This window comes from Streptomyces avidinii (genome assembly GCF_045161815.1).
GTDB lineage: Bacteria > Actinomycetota > Actinomycetes > Streptomycetales > Streptomycetaceae > Streptomyces > Streptomyces avidinii.
Genome location: NZ_CP108863.1, coordinates 5747854 through 5768945, shown reverse-complemented (window position 1 = coordinate 5768945; position 21092 = coordinate 5747854). Strand labels below are relative to the sequence as shown.

16 protein-coding genes are annotated in these 21092 nt (G+C 70.7%); all 16 read right to left on the bottom strand.

The window, feature by feature from the left end:
• Positions 1-49: 49 nt before the first annotated feature.
• The gene (obgE, locus tag OG373_RS25860; RefSeq protein WP_405440633.1) at positions 50-1495 is read right to left on the bottom strand and encodes a GTPase ObgE; all 1446 of its coding nucleotides are present in this window, start codon (positions 1493-1495) and stop codon (positions 50-52) included.
• 177 nt (positions 1496-1672) lie between these two features.
• Positions 1673-1927 (bottom strand): 50S ribosomal protein L27, encoded by a 255-nt coding sequence (gene rpmA / locus OG373_RS25855; protein ID WP_112446573.1) that lies wholly within the window; start codon positions 1925-1927, stop codon positions 1673-1675.
• Positions 1928-1940: 13 nt separating this feature from the next.
• Positions 1941-2261 carry a 50S ribosomal protein L21 gene (rplU, locus tag OG373_RS25850; protein WP_030384677.1) on the bottom strand — a complete coding sequence of 107 codons (321 nt, stop codon included), beginning with the start codon at positions 2259-2261 and terminating at the stop codon, positions 1941-1943.
• A 284-nt stretch (positions 2262-2545) separates the two neighbouring features.
• Complete coding sequence (locus OG373_RS25845) at positions 2546-6550, bottom strand: ribonuclease E/G (protein WP_405440632.1); 4005 nt, start codon at positions 6548-6550, stop codon at positions 2546-2548.
• A gap of 234 nt (positions 6551-6784) precedes the next feature.
• Positions 6785-7564: a TIGR03936 family radical SAM-associated protein gene (locus OG373_RS25840; protein WP_053171682.1), complete on the bottom strand. Its 780-nt coding sequence runs from the start codon at positions 7562-7564 to the stop codon at positions 6785-6787.
• Between the two features lie 127 nt (positions 7565-7691).
• Entirely contained in the window at positions 7692-8495 is an 804-nt protein-coding gene (locus OG373_RS25835) for a hypothetical protein (RefSeq protein ID WP_405440630.1), read from the bottom strand.
• 77 nt (positions 8496-8572) lie between these two features.
• On the bottom strand, positions 8573-10498 hold the full coding sequence (locus OG373_RS25830; protein WP_405440628.1) for a TIGR03960 family B12-binding radical SAM protein: 1926 nt from the start codon (positions 10496-10498) through the stop codon (positions 8573-8575).
• A 72-nt stretch (positions 10499-10570) separates the two neighbouring features.
• A complete protein-coding gene (locus tag OG373_RS25825) occupies positions 10571-12091 on the bottom strand; it encodes a CHAD domain-containing protein (protein WP_405440626.1) in 1521 nt (506 codons plus the stop codon).
• A 49-nt stretch (positions 12092-12140) separates the two neighbouring features.
• Positions 12141-13340: a rod shape-determining protein RodA gene (gene rodA, locus OG373_RS25820; protein ID WP_405440624.1), complete on the bottom strand. Its 1200-nt coding sequence runs from the start codon at positions 13338-13340 to the stop codon at positions 12141-12143.
• 14 nt (positions 13341-13354) lie between these two features.
• On the bottom strand, positions 13355-15526 hold the full coding sequence (gene mrdA / locus OG373_RS25815) for a penicillin-binding protein 2 (protein WP_405440622.1): 2172 nt from the start codon (positions 15524-15526) through the stop codon (positions 13355-13357).
• Positions 15527-15539: 13 nt separating this feature from the next.
• The gene (gene mreD, locus OG373_RS25810) at positions 15540-16247 is read right to left on the bottom strand and encodes a rod shape-determining protein MreD (RefSeq protein WP_405440620.1); all 708 of its coding nucleotides are present in this window, start codon (positions 16245-16247) and stop codon (positions 15540-15542) included.
• Between the two features lie 11 nt (positions 16248-16258).
• Positions 16259-17206, bottom strand: a complete 948-nt coding sequence (gene mreC / locus OG373_RS25805; RefSeq protein ID WP_405440618.1) for a rod shape-determining protein MreC — start codon at positions 17204-17206, stop codon at positions 16259-16261.
• A gap of 133 nt (positions 17207-17339) precedes the next feature.
• Complete coding sequence (locus tag OG373_RS25800) at positions 17340-18359, bottom strand: rod shape-determining protein (protein WP_008738981.1); 1020 nt, start codon at positions 18357-18359, stop codon at positions 17340-17342.
• A 296-nt stretch (positions 18360-18655) separates the two neighbouring features.
• Positions 18656-19066, bottom strand: coding sequence for a nucleoside-diphosphate kinase (gene ndk / locus OG373_RS25795; RefSeq protein WP_405440617.1), 411 nt, complete (start codon positions 19064-19066; stop codon positions 18656-18658).
• 64 nt (positions 19067-19130) lie between these two features.
• Positions 19131-19499, bottom strand: a complete 369-nt coding sequence (locus tag OG373_RS25790) for a DUF4233 domain-containing protein (RefSeq protein WP_397728897.1) — start codon at positions 19497-19499, stop codon at positions 19131-19133.
• 3 nt (positions 19500-19502) lie between these two features.
• A complete protein-coding gene (locus tag OG373_RS25785) occupies positions 19503-21041 on the bottom strand; it encodes a bifunctional folylpolyglutamate synthase/dihydrofolate synthase (protein WP_405440616.1) in 1539 nt (512 codons plus the stop codon).
• Positions 21042-21092: the final 51 nt, after the last annotated feature.

Genomic DNA, 21092 nt, shown 5'->3' with positions numbered 1-21092 from the left:
ACATAAAGGCGCCTTCAAACCTTCCGGGCATACGTCCCTCGGATGGGGCTCAGAACGGCCGGAATTCGTCGTACTCCTGCTGCGCCGAGTCCCCGCGCTTGGCGTCCTTCTCCTTGCGGCGCGTGGTGGCCGGGCGCGGAGCCTCCAGACGGTGGTCCTCGCCACGGCGGCCCAGCATCTCGGCGCCGGCCATCATGGTCGGCTCCCAGTCGAAGACGACCGCGTTCGCGTCGGAGCCGATGGCCACGCCGTCACCGGCGCGGGCGCCGGCCTTCTTGAGCGCGTCCTCGACGCCGAGGCGGTTGAGGCGGTCGGCCAGGTAGCCGACGGCCTCGTCGTTGTTGAAGTCGGTCTGGCGGACCCAGCGCTCCGGCTTCTCGCCGCGCACCTGGTAGACGTCCTCGACCTCGTCGTAGGTGACGGTGAAGCCGGCGTCGTCCACGGCCTTCGGGCGGATGACGATACGGGTCGCCTCCTCCTTCGGCTTGCGGGCGCGGGCCTTGGCGATGACCTCGGCGAGGAAGAAGGAGAGCTCCTTCAGACCCGTGCGGGCGACCGCCGAGACCTCGAAGACCTTGTAGCCGCGGGCCTCCAGGTCCGGGCGGACCATGTCGGCGAGCTCCTGGCCGTCCGGGATGTCGACCTTGTTGAGGACGACGAGGCGCGGACGCTTCTCCAGTCCGCCGCCGTAGAGCTTGAGCTCCTCCTCGATGACGTCGAGGTCGGCGATCGGGTCGCGGTCGGACTCCAGCGTGGCGGTGTCCAGGACGTGCACCAGCACCGAGCAGCGCTCGACGTGGCGCAGGAACTCCAGGCCCAGGCCACGGCCCTGGCTGGCGCCGGGGATCAGACCCGGGACGTCGGCGATCGTGTAGACCGTGGAACCGGCCGTGACGACGCCCAGGTTAGGGACGAGGGTGGTGAAGGGGTAGTCCGCGATCTTCGGCTTGGCCGAGGAGAGCACGGAGATCAGCGAGGACTTGCCGGCGCTCGGGAAGCCGACCAGCGCCACGTCGGCGACGGTCTTGAGCTCCAGGACGATGTCGCCGGTGGTGCCGGGGACGCCGAGGAGCGCGAAGCCGGGGGCCTTGCGGCGGGCCGAGGAGAGCGCGGCGTTGCCGAGGCCGCCGCGGCCGCCGTCGGCGGCGACGTAGGTGGTGCCCTGGCCGACGAGGTCGGCGAGGACGTTGCCCTCCTTGTCGAGGACGACGGTGCCGTCCGGCACGGGCAGGACCAGGTCCTGGCCGTCCTTGCCGGAGCGGTTGCCGCCCTCGCCGGGCTTGCCGTTGGTGGCCTTGCGGTGGGGGCTGTGGTGGTAGTCCAGCAGGGTCGTGATCGCCTGCTCCACCACCAGGATGACGTCGCCGCCACGGCCGCCGTTGCCGCCGTCGGGGCCGCCGAGCGGCTTGAACTTCTCCCGGTGAACGGAGGCGCAGCCGTGGCCCCCGTTACCCGCGGCGACGTGCAGCTCGACGCGGTCCACGAAGGTGGTCATGGGTGTTCCTCCAGATACAGCGGGAATAGTCCGGAAAATCCGGTGGCAGGCCTTGCTGCCCATTAAACGTGTCTATGTGACAACGCGCCGAGGGCGGACCTCTCTTCCCGGCTTGCGCCGGAAAGAGCTGAGATCCGCCCTCGGGAAGTTACGAACGCTCGATCAGCCGAAGCTGGATCAGGCGGCCGGAACGATGTTGACGACCTTGCGGCCACGGTGCGTGCCGAACTGGACCGAACCGGCCAGCAGCGCGAACAGCGTGTCGTCGCCACCACGACCGACACCCGAACCCGGGTGGAAGTGGGTGCCGCGCTGGCGGACGAGGATCTCACCAGCGGAAACGACCTGACCGCCGAAGCGCTTCACGCCGAGCCGCTGGGCATTGGAGTCGCGCCCGTTCCGGGTGGACGATGCGCCCTTCTTGTGTGCCATGTCTCAGTCCCTCTTACTTCGCAGCCGCGGGGATACCGGTGACCTTGATCGCCGTGTACTGCTGGCGGTGACCCTGGCGACGGCGGTAGCCGGTCTTGTTCTTGTAGCGCAGGATGTCGATCTTGGCGCCCTTGTGGTGGTCCACAATCTCGGCCGTGACCTTGATACCGGCCAGGACCCACGGGTCGCTGGTCACGGCTTCGCCGTCGACAACGAGCAGGGTCGAGAGCTCGACCGTGTCGCCAACCTTGGCAGTGGAAATCTTGTCAACCTCAACGATGTCACCAACAGCAACCTTGTGCTGGCGACCACCGCTGCGCACGATGGCGTACACGCGGATCTCTCTCTCACTCGGGACGGATGCTCCTGAAGCCAGCCGCTCAGGCAGATCCCGTCTCAAGGACAGGACCGCACCGATCCGGATTGGACGAGCGGCCTCTCTCGCACGACGCTTGCGCGTACGGAACGTGAGGAAGGTGCTCAGGAGCGCGGCGCGCGCTAAGACACGCCGACGGTCTAGGTTACGGGGCCGGTCCCGTAGGAGCAAACCGGGCCCCGCACGGCCGTGGGCCCCGCCGTCCGGCGGGGCCCACGGCCGCTGTGTCACTCAGCGGTGGATCAGGCTTCGGTCGGAGCCGAGACGGAGGGCAGCGTCTGCTGCTCCGCCGCCGCGGTCTTCTTCGTCGTCCGCTTCGCCGCGGTCTTCTTGGTCGTGGCCGCCTTCTTGGCCACGGTCTTCTTGGCGGCCGCCGCCTTCTTGGCCGGGGCCTTCTTCGCGGCGGGCGCCTTCTTGGCCGCAGCCTTCCTGGCGGTCTTCTTGGCCGGTGCGGCCTCCTCGACCGGTGCGGCTTCCTCGGCCGGCGTCTCGGCCTCGGTCACCGGGGCCTCCACGACCACCACGGCGGCCTCTGCCGAGCCGGCCGGGGAACCGGCGGGCGCGGTGGCCTTACGGGTGGCACGGCGGCGCGGACGGGCCGGAGCGGCCTCCGCGACGGGAGCCTCCTCGACCTCGGCGACGGCGACGGGCTCGGGCTCGACGACCGGCTCGGGCTCCGGCACGACGACCGGCTCCGGCTCGGGCTCCGGGGCCACCTCGGCCGCGGACGCCGGGGCGCCGGCCGGGGCGGTGGCCTTACGGGTCGCCCGGCGACGGGTACGGCCCTTCGGCGCGGCTTCCTCGGTCACCGCTTCGGCCACGACCTCCGCGACGACCTCCGAGGCCTCCACGGCTTCGGCGACGACCTCGGCGGCCGGCTCCAGCACCGTGTCGGCGGGCTCGACCACCGGCTCGGCCTCGACCACGGGGGCCGGGGCCTGCGCCGGAGCGGCCGCACCGCGCGGGGCGCCCGCCGGAGCGGTGGCCTTGCGGGTGGCACGGCGCCGGTTGCGACGGCCGCTGATGCCCGCGGCGGCCTCGGCCTCGGCCGGGCTGCTGTAGAGCTCCTCGTCCGCGACGAACTCCGGCTCGGGCAGGGCCCGCGGCGCGGCGGCCTCGGCGGCCACCTCGGCCTCGGACTCAAAGCCCTCCGTGTCGACGGTCTCGACCTCGTGGTCGTGCTGGTCGAATTCGGAGCGGCCACCGCGGCGCTTGGAGCGCTTGCCGTTGCCACCGCCGCCGACCACGGTCGGGGTCTCCATGTGGACGATGACACCGCGGCCGTTGCAGTGGACGCAGGTCTCGGAGAAGGACTCCAGCAGACCCTGGCCCACCCGCTTGCGGGTCATCTGGACCAGGCCCAGCGAGGTGACCTCGGCCACCTGGTGCTTCGTACGGTCGCGGCCCAGGCACTCCAGCATGCGCCTCAGGACCAGGTCGCGGTTGGACTCCAGGACCATGTCGATGAAGTCGATGACGACGATGCCGCCCAGGTCGCGCAGCCGCAGCTGGCGCACGATCTCCTCGGCCGCCTCCAGGTTGTTCCTGGTGACGGTCTCCTCGAGGTTGCCGCCCTGACCGGTGAACTTGCCGGTGTTGACGTCGATGACGATCATCGCTTCGGTCTTGTCGATCACAAGCGAGCCGCCCGAGGGCAGCCACACCTTGCGGTCGAGCGCCTTGGCGAGCTGCTCGTCGATCCGGTACGTCGCGAAGACGTCGACCTCGGAGGTCCAGCGGGACAGCCGGTCGGCCAGGTCCGGGGCCACGTGGTTCACGTAGCCGTGGATGGTCTCCCAGGCGCCGTCACCACTGACGATGACCTTCGAGAAGTCCTCGTTGAAGATGTCGCGCACGACGCGGACGGTCATGTCCGGCTCGCCGTACAGCAGGCTCGGCGAAGACGTCGAGATCTGCTTCGACTTCTTCTGGATGTCCTCCCACTGGGCCTGCAGACGCTCGACGTCGCGGCGCAGCTCGTCCTCGCTCGCACCCTCGGCCGCGGTGCGCACGATGACGCCCGCGTCCTCGGGGACGATCTTCTTGAGGATGGTCTTCAGACGCGCGCGCTCGGTGTCGGGCAGCTTGCGGCTGATGCCGGTCATCGAGCCCTCGGGCACGTAGACCAGGTAGCGGCCGGGCAGCGAGACCTGGCTGGTCAGGCGTGCGCCCTTGTGGCCGATCGGGTCCTTGGTGACCTGCACCAGGACCGACTGGCCGGACTTGAGGGCGGACTCGATGCGGCGCGGCCCGTTGGCCATGCCGAGCGCCTCGAAGTTGACCTCACCGGCGTACAGGACGGCGTTGCGGCCCTTGCCGATGTCGATGAAGGCGGCCTCCATCGACGGCAGCACGTTCTGGACCTTGCCCAGGTAGACGTTGCCGACGTACGAGGTGGCCTCTTCCTTGTTGACGTAGTGCTCGACGAGCACGTTGTCCTCGAGGACGCCGATCTGGGTGCGCTCGCCGGCCTGGCGGACGACCATCACGCGCTCGACGGCCTCACGGCGGGCCAGGAACTCGGCCTCGGTGATGATCGGAACGCGGCGGCGGCCCTGCTCGCGGCCCTCGCGGCGGCGCTGCTTCTTCGCCTCCAGGCGGGTCGAGCCCTTGATGGACTGAACCTCGTCGGAGGGCTCGGCCTTCTCGCGCGCCGGGCGCGGCTCGCGGACCTTGACGACGGTACGGACGCCGTCCTCGTCGCCCGCTTCGGCGACCTCGGCAGAGCCCTCGCCACTGCGGCGGCGGCGACGGCGACGACGGCGGCTGGAGCTGGAGCCGAGGGCCTCTTCGGCCTCCTCGTCCTCTTCCTCCTCGCCCTCCTGATCGGCGGCGTCGCGCTCGGCGGTCTCGGTCTCGGTCTCCTCCTCGGCGGACTCGTCGAGGTCGGCGGCCTCACCGCGGCGGCGGCGACGGCCCCCGCGACGGCGACGGCGGGACGGGCGCTCGCCCGACTCGTCGCCCTCGTCGAACTCCTCGTCGAGCTCGGCGGCCTCGGCCTCGGGCTCCTCCTCCGCGAGCACCTCGGGAAGGGATACGGGAGCGGTCTCGGCGACCGGAGCGGCCTCGGCGGCGCCGCGACCGCGGCGACGGCGACGGCCGGCGGGCTGCGCGGCGGGGGCCGGGGCGGCCTCGGTCTCGGCGGTGACCTCGGTGAGCTCCTCCTCCTCTTCGACCTCCTCGGCCGGGGCGGCTGCGCGGGCGGCCGCGGCGGCCATGGCGGCGGTCTCCGGGGTCTGGAACATCGGCTCGGCGAAGACCGGGGCCTGGAAGACGGCCACGGCGGGACGCGCGGCGCGGCGGGCGCGGGCCGGGGCGGCGGGCGCCTCGGCCTCGGCGGCCGCGGCGGGCTGCGCGGGGGCGGCCGGTGCGGTGGTGGAGCGGGTGGCGCGGCGGCGGCCACCGCGCTTCGGGGAGTCCAGGGCGTCGGCCACGGTGAAGGTGCGGGCGGTGGCCTTGGGGGCCTCCTCGACGACCGGCTCGGCCTCGGCGGCCGGAGCCTCGACCACAGCAGCAGCCTCGGCGGCCGGAGCGGTCACGGCGCGAGTGGCACGACGACGGGCACGCGGAGCCGGAGCAGCCGCAGCCTCCTCCTCCACAACCGGCGCGGGCGCAGCCTCGGCGGCCGGAGCCTCGACCACAGCAGCAGCCTCGGCAGCCGGAGCGGCAACGGCGCGAGTGGCACGACGACGGGCACGCGGAGCCGGAGCAGCCGCAGCCTCCTCCTCCACAACCGGCGCGGGCGCAGCCTCGGCAGCCGGAGCCTCCGGAGCGGTCACGGCGCGAGTGGCGCGACGACGGGCACGCGGAGCCGGAGCAGCCGCAGCCTCCTCCTCCACGACCGGCGCGGGCGCAGCCTCGGCAGCCGGAGCCTCCGGGGCGGCAACGGCGCGGGTGGCGCGGCGGCGGGTACGCGGGGCCGGAGCGGCCGGAGCCTCCTCGGCGACCGGTGCGGGCTCGGCGGCCGGGGTGTCGACGACGACGGCCTCGGCGGCCGGGGTCACCGGAGCGGCCACGGCGCGGGTCGCGCGGCGGCGGGTACGAGCGGGGGCGGCGGCCGGAGCGGCCTCTTCGGCGGGGGCGGCCGGTGCGGCCTCCGTCACCGGGGCGGTCTCCGCGACGGCCCCACCGGGCGGACCCGCGGGCCGGGAGGCGGCACGGCGGCGACGGCGCGGCGGCAGGTTGTCGCTGGGGCTGCCGTTGTCGGCGCTACCGGCAGGGGTGATGTCATTTTCGTTGTTGAGCATTGCGGGCGGTTCTCCCGTCACGCTCCCGGGCGCCGCGGCTGACTTCCGGTCCGGCACGGCCCGCGTAATGAGCGCGGAACCGGCCTCCGGGGCGCGTTCGCCACACGGGAGCTGTAGTCCATGGCCGCCGGTTCCGTACGTGTTGTCCGTACGGCCTGGCGGAAGTCTTCAGGTCAGTGCGCGGCCCGACCCAGGTGGCTCCCGAGTACCAGGGCTGCGCGACGACGACGATCCCTACGCGGCGGGACCTTCCGGCGCCTTCGCGTCGGCTGCTACGGCGGCCGTGGGTGGGGCGGCCGTGTCAGCCTCGCGGTCGGGCGCGAGCGGGTCGGTCACCGTGCCGGACTCCTCGTCGAAGAGCCCCTGCGCCAGCCTGGTCACCGCAGAGGGGACCGGCGGCGCCAGGTCGGCCACAGCTCGGAGACCGGACAGGACGTCGTCGGGTCGCACGGCAGGTGTCAGATGCCGAACAACCAGGCGCAGTATCGCACAGGCATTGTCCAGGGGCCTATCAGCCGGGGCGGGAAGGGCTTCCAGGCTGACGACCGCGCCACGTGTGTCGAAGGTCCGCATGCCGTTCTTGGTCCGGCGCTGCACCTCCACGGTCTCGGCGGCGAGGAACGCCGTCACGGCCCGCTCGGCCTCCGCGGGCTCCACGCCGTCCAGGCGCAGCTCCCACACGGAGGCGGTCAGCCGGTCGGCGAGGCCCGAGGTGCGGGCCTCGACGGCGTCGATGATGTCGAGCCCGGTGGGCATCGACTCGTCGAGCAGCTCACGGAGCTTCTCGGGGTCGCGGGGCTCGGCGAGGGCGATCTCCAGGTACTCCGCCTCGCTGCCGGTCCCGGTCGGGGCGGCGTTCGCGTACGAGACGCGCGGGTGCGGGGTGAAGCCTGCCGAGTACGCCATGGGCACCTCGGCGCGGCGCAGGGCCCGCTCGAAGGCGCGCTGGAAGTCGCGGTGACTGGTGAACCGGAGGCGGCCGCGCTTGGTGTAGCGCAGTCGGATGCGCTGCACCACCGGTGCGGGAGGCGGGCCTTCGGGCTGTCGCTTGCCCAGTGGTTCTTCTCCTTGTGCGGGGCTCCGCGGCTCGCGCGTCGCCCTGAGCGTCTGTGGGGCCGGCGGGCGCCGCCCTGCCTCCGGCTCACCCCTGCCGTTCGTGGAGGGAGATCTCGGGAGCGGGCGTGTTGCCTGCGGCTGTCGTACTACCCAGAGTACGCGCCCGTGACCTCGTCGGTTCCACGGGAGGAGTACCGAACAGTGCGCGGCGGACCTCGGCGCGGACCTCCCGGACGGTGTCGCGGACCGGCCGCCACACGGCGCGCACGAGATGTCCGGCCGGTGTCAGGACGTACCGGTACACCTGCGCGGCGGGCCATCCGATCAGTACCCGGCCGCTCCACTTCACGGCCCGCCACAGCGCTCGGGTGATGAGCCCGGCCACGTGCCAGGCCCAGGAGAGGGCCGTGCCGAGCGGGGTGAGGACGTACCGGTAGAGCGGCAGGAGCAGGTACCGGTGGGCCGCCTCGGCCAGCCGGATCAGGGCCCGCCCGACCGGAACGAGGACGTACCGCCAGGTCACCAGGGCCGGCGGACGCAGGACGTACACGTACAGCAGACGCCCGAGGGGGGCGAGGAGACGGACGTACAGCCACGAGCCCACCGGCCGCAGGACGTAGCGCCACAGTCCGGTCCAGGGCCAGACGAAGACGAGTTTGGCCAGCGTGGTCACCAGCCATCCCAGGGCGCGCAGCACCGGTTCCACGATGTGGGTGAGGAGGGGCGCCAGCACATGGCGGTACAGCAGCCGCCCGAGGGCGGCCAGCAGGTCCCAGACCACCCGTACGGGCAGTACGACCAGCAGCGCCACGATCTTCACGGGGATCCGGAGGGCCCCGACCAGGCAGCCTTCACCTCCGGTGATGGGCTGCGACGTATCGGTGTTCATGTCACCTAGGACACAGGAAGGGCCCCCGACCGTTGCAGTCGGGGGCCCTTCACCTGCGGATCAGCGGCCGGAACCGGTCACTTCACGACGGACAGCGGCAGCAGCTTCTTGCCGGTCGGGCCGATCTGGATCTCGGTCTGCATCTGAGGACAGACGCCGCAGTCGAAGCAGGGGGTCCAGCGGCAGTCCTCGACCTCGGTCTCGTCGAGGGCGTCCTGCCAGTCCTCCCAGAGCCAGTCCTTGTCGAGGCCGGAGTCCAGGTGGTCCCAGGGCAGGACCTCTTCGTAGGTGCGCTCGCGGGTCGTGTACCAGGCCACGTCCACGCCGTAGGCGGGCAGCGTCTTCTCGGCCGCCTCCATCCAGCGGTCGTAGCTGAAGTGCTCGCGCCAGCCGTCGAAGCGGCCGCCCGACTCGTACACGGCGCGGATGACGTCGCCGATGCGGCGGTCACCGCGCGAGAGGAGGCCCTCGACGATGCCCGGCTTGCCGTCGTGGTAGCGGAAGCCGATGGAGCGGCCGTACTTCTTGTCGCCGCGGATCTTGTCGCGGAGCTTGCCCAGGCGGGCGTCCGTCTCCTCGGCCGACAGCTGCGGGGCCCACTGGAAGGGGGTGTGCGGCTTCGGGACGAACCCGCCGATGGACACCGTGCAGCGGATGTCGTTCTGGCCGGAGACCTCACGTCCCTTGGCGATGACGTTGACCGCCATGTCGCCGATCTGGAGGACGTCCTCGTCGGTCTCGGTGGGCAGGCCGCACATGAAGTACAGCTTCACCTGGCGCCAGCCGTTGCCGTAGGCGGTGGAGACGGTCCGGATCAGGTCCTCTTCGGAGACCATCTTGTTGATGACCTTGCGCATGCGCTCGGAGCCGCCCTCGGGGGCGAAGGTCAGGCCGGAGCGGCGCCCGTTGCGGGTCAGCTCGTTGGCGAGGTCCACGTTGAACGCGTCCACGCGGGTCGACGGCAGGGACAGGCCCACCTTGTCGTCCGTGTAGCGGTCGGCGAGACCCTTGGCGATGTCGGCGATCTCCGTGTGGTCCGCGGAGGACAGGGAGAGGAGACCGACCTCCTCGAAGCCGGTGGCCTTCAGGCCCTTCTCCACCATCTCGCCGATGCCGGTGATGCTTCGCTCCCGCACGGGGCGCGTGATCATGCCGGCCTGGCAGAAACGGCAGCCGCGGGTGCAGCCGCGGAAGATCTCCACGGACATGCGCTCGTGGACGGTCTCGGCGAGCGGGACCAGGGGCTGCTTGGGGTAGGGCCACTCGTCGAGGTCCATGACGGTGTGCTTGGACACGCGCCACGGCACGCCGGAGCGGTTGGGCACGACACGGCCGATGCGGCCGTCCGCCAGGTACTCGACGTCGTAGAAGCCCGGCACGTAGACATTGCCGGTCTTCGCCAGGCGCAGCAGTACTTCCTCGCGCCCGCCCGGCCGCCCCTCGGCCTTCCAGGTGCGGATGATCTCGGTCATGTCGAGGACGGCCTGCTCGCCGTCGCCGATGACCGCGCAGTCGATGAACTCCGCGATCGGCTCGGGGTTGAAGGCCGCGTGGCCGCCCGCGAGGACGATCGGGTGGTCGACGGTACGGTTGCGGGCCTCCAGCGGGATGCCTGCGAGGTCCAGGGCCGTGAGCATGTTGGTGTAGCCCAGCTCCGTGGAGAAGGACAGGCCGAACACGTCGAAGGCGGAGACCGGGCGGTGGCTGTCCACGGTGAACTGCGGCACCTTGTGCTCGCGCATCAGCTCTTCGAGGTCCGGCCACACGCTGTAGGTGCGCTCGGCGAGGACGCCCTCGCGTTCGTTGAGCACCTCGTAAAGGATCATGACGCCCTGGTTGGGCAGCCCGACTTCGTACGCGTCCGGGTACATGAGCGCCCAGCGGACGTCGCAGCTCTCCCACTCCTTGACCGTGGAGTTGAGTTCACCGCCGACGTACTGGATGGGCTTCTGCACATGCGGAAGCAGGGCCTCAAGCTGAGGGAAGACCGACTCGGTCATCACGCGACTTTCGTGAAGCGGGCAGGGGGCAGCTCTCAAGCGTACCCCTAGGCTCGGCCGCCCCCACCCACATGATCATTCCAGTCCGGCCCGCATCGCGGGGGCGGCGGCCTTCGCCCAGATATCCGGAAGCTCCCTTTCGCTCCGCTCGGCCAGGGCCTCCTCGCGGGCGTAGAGCACGCCCCAGGTGAAGGCCGACTCCCCCGCCCCGGCCGCCTGGACGGCGAGGCCGCGCAGGGCGTCGCGGGCGACGACGCTGTCCTGGTGGTCACCGAGCAGGGTCTGGACCTTCTTCACGGCCTTGGCCAGGTGTTTCGCGGGTTTCCCGAGGGCCGGTACGGCGGCCTCCGCCGCGTAGCGGGAACGCTTGGCCGCCTTGCGGGCCTCGTGCAGGGCCAGGTCCCGTTCATGGCCCGGCGCAAGGGTCAGCGCCGTGTCGATCCGGTCGGCGAGTCGCTTGTAGTCGTGGAGCACGGCCTTCGGCAGGATGCGTTCGGCCTGCCCGTCCGCGGCTTTCAGCAGCGGGGGCCTCTCCAGCAGGGCGTCGAGGGAGTCCAGGAGGGCCAGGTGGCGCGCGCTGTCGAGCGCGCCGAGCGACCGGCGCCGCGCATCCGAGCGGCGGGCGGCATTCCAGATCTTCAGCCGGGCCCGGACGGGGCCGAGCAGCAGGGTGCGCGGCAGCTCGCCGAGGTGGCCCTGGATCCGCTCCAGCAGGACTTCCCGGTCGCGGTCGACACCGAGTTCGGCGGCGAGCCAGCGCAGTTCCTCCCCGATCGGGTCGGTGACGCCGCGGTCCAGGACCTTGCGGTAGGTCTTGAGGGCGCTGCGCAGCCTGCGGCAGGCGACCCGCATCTGGTGGACGGAGTCCGGGAGGTTGCGCCGCACGGCCGGATCCTGCGCGACCAGGGCGTCACGTTGTTCGCGCAGGTACGCCAGCACGTGCGCGCCGGCGGAGCCCTCGGGGGCGCCGCCCTCGGGCCGGACCGGGGGCTCGGCATCGGTCTCGGCGAGGGCCCGGGCGAGCTTCGAGGGGGCGTCGGAGACCCGGAGCCCGGCTTTGCGGAAGGTCTTCTCGACGGCGTCGAGCAGTTCGGGGTCGACGCCGTCGGCGAGTTCGACCTCGACCTCGGTCCAGGCGGCGGTGGCGTCGCCCCGCTCGGCCAGGACCTCGTCGGTGCTCAGTTCCGCGAGCAGGGCTCCCTCGGCGTCGAGCAGGTGGCTGATGCGGCGCGAGGAGACCAGCCTGACCTGCGGCCGGAGTCCGGCGCCGCGTACGCGGGAGCGGACGAGGGCGGCGAGGGAGGGCGGGACGGTGTCGCTGAGCGAGGACCCGATCTCGTCGCGCACTCCCGGTGAGACGGGCAGTTTGAGGTGCCAGCCCTCGTCCGCGCCGCCCGTTCTGCGCCGGAGGGTGAGACCGTCGGCTGCGAGCCGCTGGTCGGGGGTGTCGTAGTACACGGCGTCGAGGTCGACGGTGCCCTGGTCGGAGACGGCCGCGATGGCGGCCGTGCCCGTCAGGTCCGGCACTCCGCGCCGGGCAGATTTGGCCTTGGAGAACTCGAATTTCCGCTCGATTTCGCGCTTGGTGTCCGCCATATACCGAACTTAGTCCTGAACGGATCACGTCGGCAGGGTGAACGGAACATCAGGCCGACAATGGCCGTTGCACCTTGATCGACTGCAGTAGTCCGATCGCCACCCACACCGCGAACATCGACGAGCCTCCGTACGAGACGAACGGCAGCGGGAGCCCGGCCACCGGCATGATCCCGAGGGTCATGCCGATGTTCTCGAAGGACTGGAAGGCGAACCAGGCGATGATCCCGGCGCACACGATCGTCCCGTACAGCTCGGTGGTCTCCCGGGCGATCACGCAGGCCCGCCACAGGATGACGCCGAGCAGGAGCAGGATCAGCCCGGCCCCGAGGAAGCCCAACTCCTCGCCCGCCACCGTGAAGACGAAGTCGGTCTGCTGCTCGGGCACGAACTGGCCGGTGGTCTGTGAGCCCTTGAAGAGCCCGGATCCGGTCAGCCCGCCGGAGCCGATCGCGATGCGCGCCTGGTTGGTGTTGTAGCCGACGCCGGCCGGGTCGAGCTCGGGGTTGGCGAAGGCCGCGAAGCGGTTGATCTGGTACTCGTCGAGGACGCCGAGCTGCCAGATCAGGATGGCGCCGCTCGCGCCCGCCCCCATCAGGCCGAGCACCCAGCGGTTGGAGGCACCGGAGGCCAGCAGCACCCCGAGCACGATGACGATCATGACCATCACGGAGCCGAGGTCGGGCATCAGCATGACGATGCCCATGGGGGCGGCCGCGAGGCAGAGCGCCTTGACGACCGTGCGGTGGTCCGGGTGAGCCAGATCGCCCGCGTCCACCCGGGTGGCCAGCAGCATCGCCATCACCAGGATGATCGTGATCTTCACGAACTCGGACGGCTGGAGGGAGAACCCGCCGCCGATGACGATCCACGCGTGGGCGCCGTTGATGGTGGCGCCGAGCGGGGTCAGCACGGCCAGGATCAGCACGAGGGAGAGCCCGTAGAGGACCGGCACCGCGCCGCGCAGGGTGCGGTGGCCGAGCCAGATGGTGCCGATCATCAGGACGAGGCCGATGCCGGTGTTCAGGGCGTGCCGGGCCAGGAAGTAGTACGGGTCTCCCTGGTTCAGCGCGGTCCTGTTGCGGGTCGCCGACCACACCAGCAGGGCGCCGAGGAAGGAGAGGGCGAGCGACGAGAGGAGGATCGGCCAGTCGAGCCGGCGCACCACGGAGTCGCGGGCGGTGAGCCTGGCCATCGCCCCGCGCTCGGGCGCGTACCGGGAGACGGAGAACTTGTTGGCGGTGGGCATGTCGTATTCGGTCCTCAGTCGTGCCGTGTCGGGGGTGGCCCGGCGAGCGCCGGCGGCTCCAGTTGCTCCGGGGACGGCGGTACGTACGGCCGGATCTCGGGGGAGTCGATGGAACCGTCCGGGTTGATCCTGGGCAGTCCGGCCTCCGGGCCCGGCAGCAGGGCACCCTTCGGGCTCGGCTTCCCGTCCATGGTCAGACCGTAGATGGCGTTGTAGAGGTTGCGTACGGCGGGGCCGGAGGCTCCGGAGCCGGTGCCGCCCTGGGAGATCGTCATGACGATCGTGAAGTCCTTGGTGTAGGTCGCCAGCCAGGACGTGGTCTGCTTGCCGTAGACCTGTGCGGTGCCGGTCTTGGCGTGCATCGGGATCTTGTCCATCGGCCAGCCGCCGAAGCGCCAGGCGGCGGTGCCGCCGGGCTCGACGACCGAGCGCAGGCCCTTGTCGAGGTCCCTGACGGTCTTGGCGTCGATCGGCAGCCTGCCGTGGGACTGGGGCTTGATCATCTCGATGTGCTTGCCGTCGGGGCTGATCACGGCCTTGCCCACCGTGGGGTTGTAGAGGGTGCCCCCGTTGCTGATGGCGGAGTACGCGGTGGCCATCTGGATGGGGGTGACGAGGACGTCACCCTGGCCGATGGCGAAGTTGATGCTGTCGTAGGCCTTCAGCTGGTTGCCCTCGAGGCAGCTCTCGTAGGCGATCTGCTCGACGTAGGTGCCGCCCCGCTTGCCCTGCTTGCACCAGGCGTTCTTGTTGGCCTTCCAGAAGTTCTGCTTCCACCTCCGGTCGGGGATGCGGCCGGTGACCTCGTTCGGCAGGTCGATCCCGGTCTCGGAGCCGAGTCCGAACTCCCGGGCGGTCCGGTAGAACCAGTCGTGCGCGTCCTTCTTGGGGCTGAGGCCGCCGTCGCGCTGCCACTCCTTGTGGCCCAGGGCGTAGAAGACGGTGTTGCAGGAGAACTTGAGGGCGTCGCCGAGGGTGATGGGGCCGTGTCCCTTGGACTCGAAGTTCGCGAAGCTGCGGCCGCCGAGGCTGTAGGAGCTGCTGCAGCTGTACTTGTCGTCGAACTTGTAGCCGGCCCGGACGGCCGCACTCGCGGAGACCACCTTGAAGATGGAGCCCGCGGGGGCCATGCCCTGGATGCCCCGGTTGAGCAGCGGGTAGTTGGAGCTCTTGCTGGTGAGTCTGGCGTAGTCCTTGCCGGAGATGCCGCCGACCCAGGCGTTGGGGTCGTAGTCGGGCTGGGAGGCCATCGCGACGATGCGGCCGGTCTTGGCCTCCATGACGACGACGGCGCCCGAGTCGGCCTCGTACTTGCGGCCGGTGATGTTGTCGGTCTCGTTGCGGACGACCTTCATCGCGTCCTGGAGCTCGTACTCGGCGACGGCCTGGATCCGGGTGTCGATGCTGGTGACGAGGGTGGATCCGGCCACGCCCGGGTCGGACTTGGTCTGGCCCATGACCCGGCCGAGGTTGTCGACCTCGTACGAGGTGACTTCCGCCTTGCCGCGCAACTGCCGGTCGTAGGTGCGCTCGATTCCGGAGCGGCCGACCTGGTCCGACCTCAGGTGCGGCGAGTCGGTGTCCTTGGCCTTCTGGATCTCTTCGTCGGTGACCGGCGAGAGGTAGCCGAGCACCTGGGAGGTGCGGGCCCCGCCGGGGGCCGGGTAGCGGCGGACGGCGGTGGGCTCCGCCGTGATGCCGGGGAACTCCTCCGGGCGTTCGCGCAGCTGCAGCGCCTGCTGCGTGGTGGCTTCGAGGGTGACCGGGATCGGCTGGTAGGGGGAGCCGTTCCAGCAGGGCTTGGGGGTCTGGGAGTCGCAGAGCCGGACCTTGTCCATGACCTCCTTGGGGTCCATGTCCAGGACGTCGGCGAGGCGGGTCATGACGCCCTTGCCCTTGTCCTTCATCTTCATCAGCGCGGTGCGGCTGGCGGAGACGACGAGGCGGGTCTCGTTGTCGGCGAGCGCGACCCCGCGGGCGTCGAGGATCGAGCCGCGCACGGCGGGCTGGACGACCCGCTGGACGTGGTTGCTCTTCGCCTCGTGGTAGTACTCCGCGCCGTTGCGGATCTGGAGGAACCAGAGCCGGCCGCCGAGGGTGATCAGCATCGAGAAGACGAGGACCTGCATGATGACGAGCCTGATGTGCACCCGGGAGGTGCGGCCTGTCTCCGGGACGTTGGTCACGTCTGCTCCTCCCTCACAGCTTCTTGATGGTCTTCACACCCTTGGCCGGCTTGATGCCCTTTATGCGGACCGCCTTGTTGGCGCGGGACCGCGCGGTCTTCAGGCGCAGGCCGCCGCGCTGGCTGCCGATGCGCAGGCCCGTGCCGCCGGCCAGCCAGCCGGCGGAGACGTCGGCCGCCTTGTTGGCGGGGCCGCCGCCGGCCTCGACGGCCATCGGGTCGTTCTCGGCGCGCCGGGCCAGGGCCATGATGAACGGCACGGTGAACGGCGCGAGCAGCAGGTCGTAGAGGGTCGCGGTGAACAGCAGCCCGGTCAGGCCGACGTGACGGGCCGCGGTGTCGCCGACGAGGGCGCCCACCCCCGCGTAGAGCAGGGTGGAGCCGATCGCGGCGGCGACGACGGTGAGCATCGGGCCCCAGGCGGAACGGAACCGGCCGCCGTCGGGGCGGACCAGACCGACGGCGTAGCCGATGACGCACAGGACGAGCGCGTACCGTCCGGCGGCGTGGTCGGCGGGCGGGGCCAGGTCGGCGAGGAGACCGGCGGAGAACCCGATGAGCGCACCGCTGACGTGCCCGTACACGAGTGCGAGCGAGACGACGGTGAGCAGCAGCAGGTCGGGCACGGCGCCGGGCAGTTGGAGCCGGCCCAGGACGGTCACCTGGATGACGAGGGCGACCACGATCAGGCTCGCCGAGAGCAGGATCCTGTTGAAGCGCATGGCGATCTTCCCTACTCGTCGGCCGGCTTGCCGGGCACACTGGCGGACCCGGACGGGGTGACCGTGACGGTGACCGTCGGGATGGGCTTGGGGGCCTCGGGCTTGGGCGGCAGGACCGCGTCACGCGGGTCCTCCCGCGGCGGCATCACCACGACGCCGACGATGTCCAGGCGCGAGAACCCGACGAACGGACGCACCCAGACGGTGCGGGTGAGGTCGCCGCGGGAGGGGTCGACCTTGACCACCTCGCCGATCGGCACCCCGGGCACGAACGGCTTGTTGCCGCGCGAGCCGAAGGTGACGAGCCGGTCGCCGGGGTTGACCTTGGCCTTGCCGTTGAGCATCTGGACGGAGAGGGCGCGGTCGCCCTGACCGGTGGCGAAGCCCAGTTCACCGGTCTTCTCCAGGCGGGTGCCGACGGTGAAGTCGGGGTCGTTGGCGAGGACGACCGTGGCGGTGTCGGGGCCGACCGTGCTGACCCGGCCGACGAGGCCGTCGCCGTTGAGGACGGTCATGTCGCGCTCGATGCCGTCCTTGCTGCCGGCGTCGATGGTGACGGTCCAGGAGAAGCCCTGGGCCGCTCCTATCGCGATGACCTCGGCGCCCTTGATGCCGTACTGCCCGGCGCCGGCCCGCTTGAGCATCTCGTCGAGCTCGTGGATGCGGCTGCGGGTCTGGTCCTCGCTGCCCAGCTTGGCCTTCAGCGCCGCGTTCTCGCGCTCCAGCGTGGCGATGCGGTTGTGGCGCTCGCCGGAGTCCCGTACCGCCCCTATGGCGTTGGCGACCGGATCGACCGCGGTCGCCACACCTTCCTCGACCGGACCGAAGACCGCCGCGGCGGCCTGCCGGGCACCGTCGACCGGCGACTCCTCGCCTGCCCTGATGTCCACCGTGATCAACGCGAACGCGATGGCGATCAGAAGCACCAGGAGCAGCCGGCTTTCTCGTGTGTCCCTCACGTGCGGCGGCCGTGCCTTCCTCGTCGGAATTCTCTTTTGCCTGTATATCAACGATCCGCCGCACGGGCCCGGTAGCACCCGTACGGCGGATCCTTGTGTTCCGCATGGCCCCTCCGGCAGGGAGGGGCATCTGTCAGCGACGGGGCTGGGCGTCCAGGACCTGCTGGAGGGCCTCGAACTCCTCGACACACTTGCCGGAGCCGAGCGCGACGGAGTCGAGCGGGTCCTCGGCGATGTGGATCGGCATGCCGGTCTCCCGGCGCAGCCGCTCGTCGAGGCCGCGGAGCAGGGCGCCGCCGCCGGTCAGGACGATGCCGCGGTCCATGATGTCGCCGGACAGCTCCGGCGGGCACTTGTCGAGCGTGGTCTTGACCGCGTCGACGATGGCGTTGACCGGCTCCTCGATGGCCTTGCGCACCTCGGCGGCCGAGATGACGACCGTCTTGGGCAGGCCGGAGACCAGGTCGCGACCGCGGATCTCGGTGTGCTCGTCCTTGTCGAGGTCGTACGCCGACCCGATGGTGATCTTGATCTGCTCGGCCGTGCGCTCACCGAGGAGGAGCGAGTACTCCTTCTTGATGTGCTGGATGATCGCGTTGTCGAGCTCGTCACCGGCCACCCGGATGGACTGTGCCGTGACGATTCCGCCGAGGGAGATGACGGCGACCTCGGTGGTGCCGCCACCGATGTCCACGACCATGTTGCCGGTGGCCTCGTGGACGGGCAGGCCCGAGCCGATGGCGGCGGCCATGGGCTCTTCGATGATGTGCACCTGGCGGGCGCCGGCCTGCGTGGACGCCTCGATGACGGCGCGTCGCTCGACTCCGGTGATGCCGGAGGGAACGCAGACCACCACGCGCGGTCGGGCCAGGTAGCGGCGCTTGTGGATCTTGAGGATGAAGTACCGGAGCATACGCTCGGTGATCTCGAAGTCGGCGATCACGCCGTCCTTGAGGGGCCGCACGGCGACGATGTTGCCGGGCGTGCGCCCGATCATCTTCTTCGCCTCGGAGCCGACCGCCAGGATGCCACCGGTGTTCGTGTTGATGGCGACCACGGACGGCTCGTTCAGGACGATCCCCCGGCCCCTCACGTACACCAGCGTGTTGGCGGTCCCGAGGTCGATCGCCATGTCACGGCCGATGAACGACATTTTGTTCCCCTTGTTCCCCATGAGGAGCGTCTGGCCTTCCAGTTGATAGCGGCTGCTGTCAGGTCGGCGAGGTGGGTGTGTGGGTGGAGGCCCCATCGTAGTGCCGCAAGTACGAAGACCGCGCGACGGGACTCCGGCAATCCCGCCGGAATGGATACCCGCCCCCTCAGTGGTGACGACGTGTCCTGCCCAGGCGTTCCCGCTCCGGCCCGGAAATACCGGGGGGCGACCGAAATTACTTCGGTCGCCCCAGGTCATGAGCGCTATTCGGCTGATGTTGCGTCAGGAAAGAGTGCTCAGAGCGCCGGGAAGAACAGCTTCAGCTCACGCTCCGCGGACTCCTCCGAGTCCGAGGCGTGGATCAGGTTCTCACGCGTGATCGTGCCGAAATCACCCCGGATGGAGCCGGGTGCCGCGGCAATCGGGTCAGTGGGTCCGGCCAGCTGGCGGACACCCTCGATGACACGCTCCCCTTCGACGACCAGGGCGACGATCGGGCCGCTCGCCATGAAGCCCATGAGGGGCTCGTAGAAGGGCTTGCCCTTGTGCTCGCCGTAGTGCGCCTCCAGGGTGTCCTGGTCCAGCGTACGCAGCTCCAGTGCGGGGATGGTCCAGCCGGCCTTCCGCTCGATACGGCCGATGATCTCGCCGACCAGACCACGACGGACGGCGTCGGGCTTGAGCAGGACGAGGGTGCGCTGGGTCATGTTGCGGCTCCTTGCGGCAAACGGGTGCGGTAGGGCGAATCTACAGGGCCGATCCGGGGACCCGTCACGCAGCGTCAGGCGCCCCGGGTGCCCCCTGCGCCTCCTGGGCGGCCGCCCAGCGCGCCTTGATCGTGTCGATCTTGCGTCCGTAGTGCACGGAGCACCACCACAGTCCGGCGAACACCGCGCCGAGGAAGAACATCGTCGGCACGACGAAACCACTGAGGACCAGACCGATCTGCAGGGCCCAGCCCAGCTGGACCGCCCCGGGACGCGACAGCATCCCGCACAGCAGCACCGACAGCAGCATGGTGACCCCGCACACCGTCCAGACCGCGGCCTGGGTCAGGTCGGGGTCCTTCATCGCCACCAGCCCCGCGAAGCCGATCACGAAGAACTCGCCGATCAGCGTGCTCGCACACAGCGTGCGCATCCCTCAGCCCCTCTTCAGCAGCAGGCGGGCCTCGCCCACCGTGATCACGGAACCGGTCACCAGGACCCCGGCCCCTCCGTACTCGGCCTCTTCCTCCGCCAGGGTGATCGCCGCCTCCAGGGCGTCGTCCAGCCGCGGCTCCACCTGCACCCGGTCCGCGCCGAAGACCTCGACCGCTACGGCCGCCAGCTCGTCCGCGCCCATCGCCCGGTGGCTGGAGTTCTCCGTCAGCACCACCTCGGCGAAGATCGGCTCGAAGGCCTCCAGCACTCCGCGGACGTCCTTGCCCTCGCTCGCGGCGACGACCCCGATCAGCCGGCTGAAGCCGAAGGACTCGGTGACCGCCTCCGCGGTGGCCACGGCGCCGGCCGGGTTGTGGGCCGCGTCCAGGACCACGGTCGGGCTGCGCCGGACGACCTCCATGCGGCCGGGCGAGGCCACCGAGGCGAAGGCCTTGCGCACGGTCTCCATGTCCAGGACCCGGGCGTGCTCCTGGCCGATGCCGAAGAAGGCCTCCACGGCGGCCAGGGCGACCGCCGCGTTGTGGGCCATGTGCGCGCCGTACAGCGGCAGGAAGATGTCGTCGTACTCGCCGCCCACGCCGCGCAGCGTCAGCTGCTGGCCGCCGACCGCGACCTCGCGCGAGACGACGCCGAACTCCATGCCCTCACGGGCCACGGTCGCGTCCACCTCGACGGCCTTCTTCAGCAGCACCTGCGCCGCGTCCACCGGCTGCTGGGCCAGGATCACGGTGGCGTCCTGCTTGATGATGCCGCCCTTCTCCACGGCGATCTCACCGGGCGTGGAGCCGAGCCGGTCGGTGTGGTCCAGGCTGATGGGGGTGACCACCGCGACGGACGCGTCGATGACGTTGGTCGCGTCCCAGCTGCCGCCCATGCCCACCTCGACCACGGCCACATCCACCGGGGCGTCCGCGAAGGCCGCGTAGGCCATCCCGGTGAGCACCTCGAAGAACGACAGCCGGAACTCCTCGGCGGCGTCGACCATCTCCACGTACGGCTTGATGTCGTGGTATGTCTCGACGAACCGCTCGGCGGTGATCGGCGCCCCGTCGAGGCTGATCCGCTCGGTGATCGACTGCACGTGCGGGCTGGTGTAGCGACCCGTGCGCAGCTCGAAGGCGTTCAGCAGGGCCTCGATCATGCGGGCCGTGCTCGTCTTGCCGTTGGTGCCGGTGATGTGGATGGACGGGTACGCGCGCTGCGGCTCGCCCAGCACGTCCATCAGCGCCGCGATCCGCGACACCGAGGGCTCCAGCTTGGTCTCGCCCCAGCGGGTGGCGAGCTCCTGCTCCACCTCCAGCAGCGCCTTGGCGACCTCCGGGTCGACGGGCCGGGCGGGTACCGGGTCGCCCTGCGGTGATCCGGCCTGGGCGCGCAGGGTGCGGCTACCGGCCTCGATCACCGCCAGGTCGGGGTCGCGGTCGGACTCTTCCGCCACGATCTGGTCGAACTCGTCGAAGGTACCGGCGAGGTCGTCGTTGTCGTCGCGGTCGTGGCTCTCGGGCTGCTGGTCACTCACAGGGCCAGTCTACGGACGGGGACCCGCAGGACTTTCGGCCCGGCCGTTTCG

Bases quoted from the DNA above. Each gene is read 5' to 3' on its own strand.
- obgE (WP_405440633.1), bottom strand. From the start codon at position 1,495: ATGACCACCTTCGTGGACCGCGTCGAGCTGCACGTCGCCGCGGGTAAC.
- rpmA (WP_112446573.1), bottom strand. From the start codon at position 1,927: ATGGCACACAAGAAGGGCGCATCGTCCACCCGGAACGGGCGCGACTCC.
- OG373_RS25845 (WP_405440632.1), bottom strand. From the start codon at position 6,550: ATGCTCAACAACGAAAATGACATCACCCCTGCCGGTAGCGCCGACAAC.
- OG373_RS25835 (WP_405440630.1), bottom strand. From the start codon at position 8,495: ATGAACACCGATACGTCGCAGCCCATCACCGGAGGTGAAGGCTGCCTG.
- OG373_RS25825 (WP_405440626.1), bottom strand. From the start codon at position 12,091: ATGGCGGACACCAAGCGCGAAATCGAGCGGAAATTCGAGTTCTCCAAG.
- rodA (WP_405440624.1), bottom strand. From the start codon at position 13,340: ATGCCCACCGCCAACAAGTTCTCCGTCTCCCGGTACGCGCCCGAGCGC.
- mreD (WP_405440620.1), bottom strand. From the start codon at position 16,247: ATGCGCTTCAACAGGATCCTGCTCTCGGCGAGCCTGATCGTGGTCGCC.
- OG373_RS25800 (WP_008738981.1), bottom strand. From the start codon at position 18,359: ATGTCGTTCATCGGCCGTGACATGGCGATCGACCTCGGGACCGCCAAC.
- ndk (WP_405440617.1), bottom strand. From the start codon at position 19,066: ATGACCCAGCGCACCCTCGTCCTGCTCAAGCCCGACGCCGTCCGTCGT.
- OG373_RS25790 (WP_397728897.1), bottom strand. From the start codon at position 19,499: ATGCGCACGCTGTGTGCGAGCACGCTGATCGGCGAGTTCTTCGTGATC.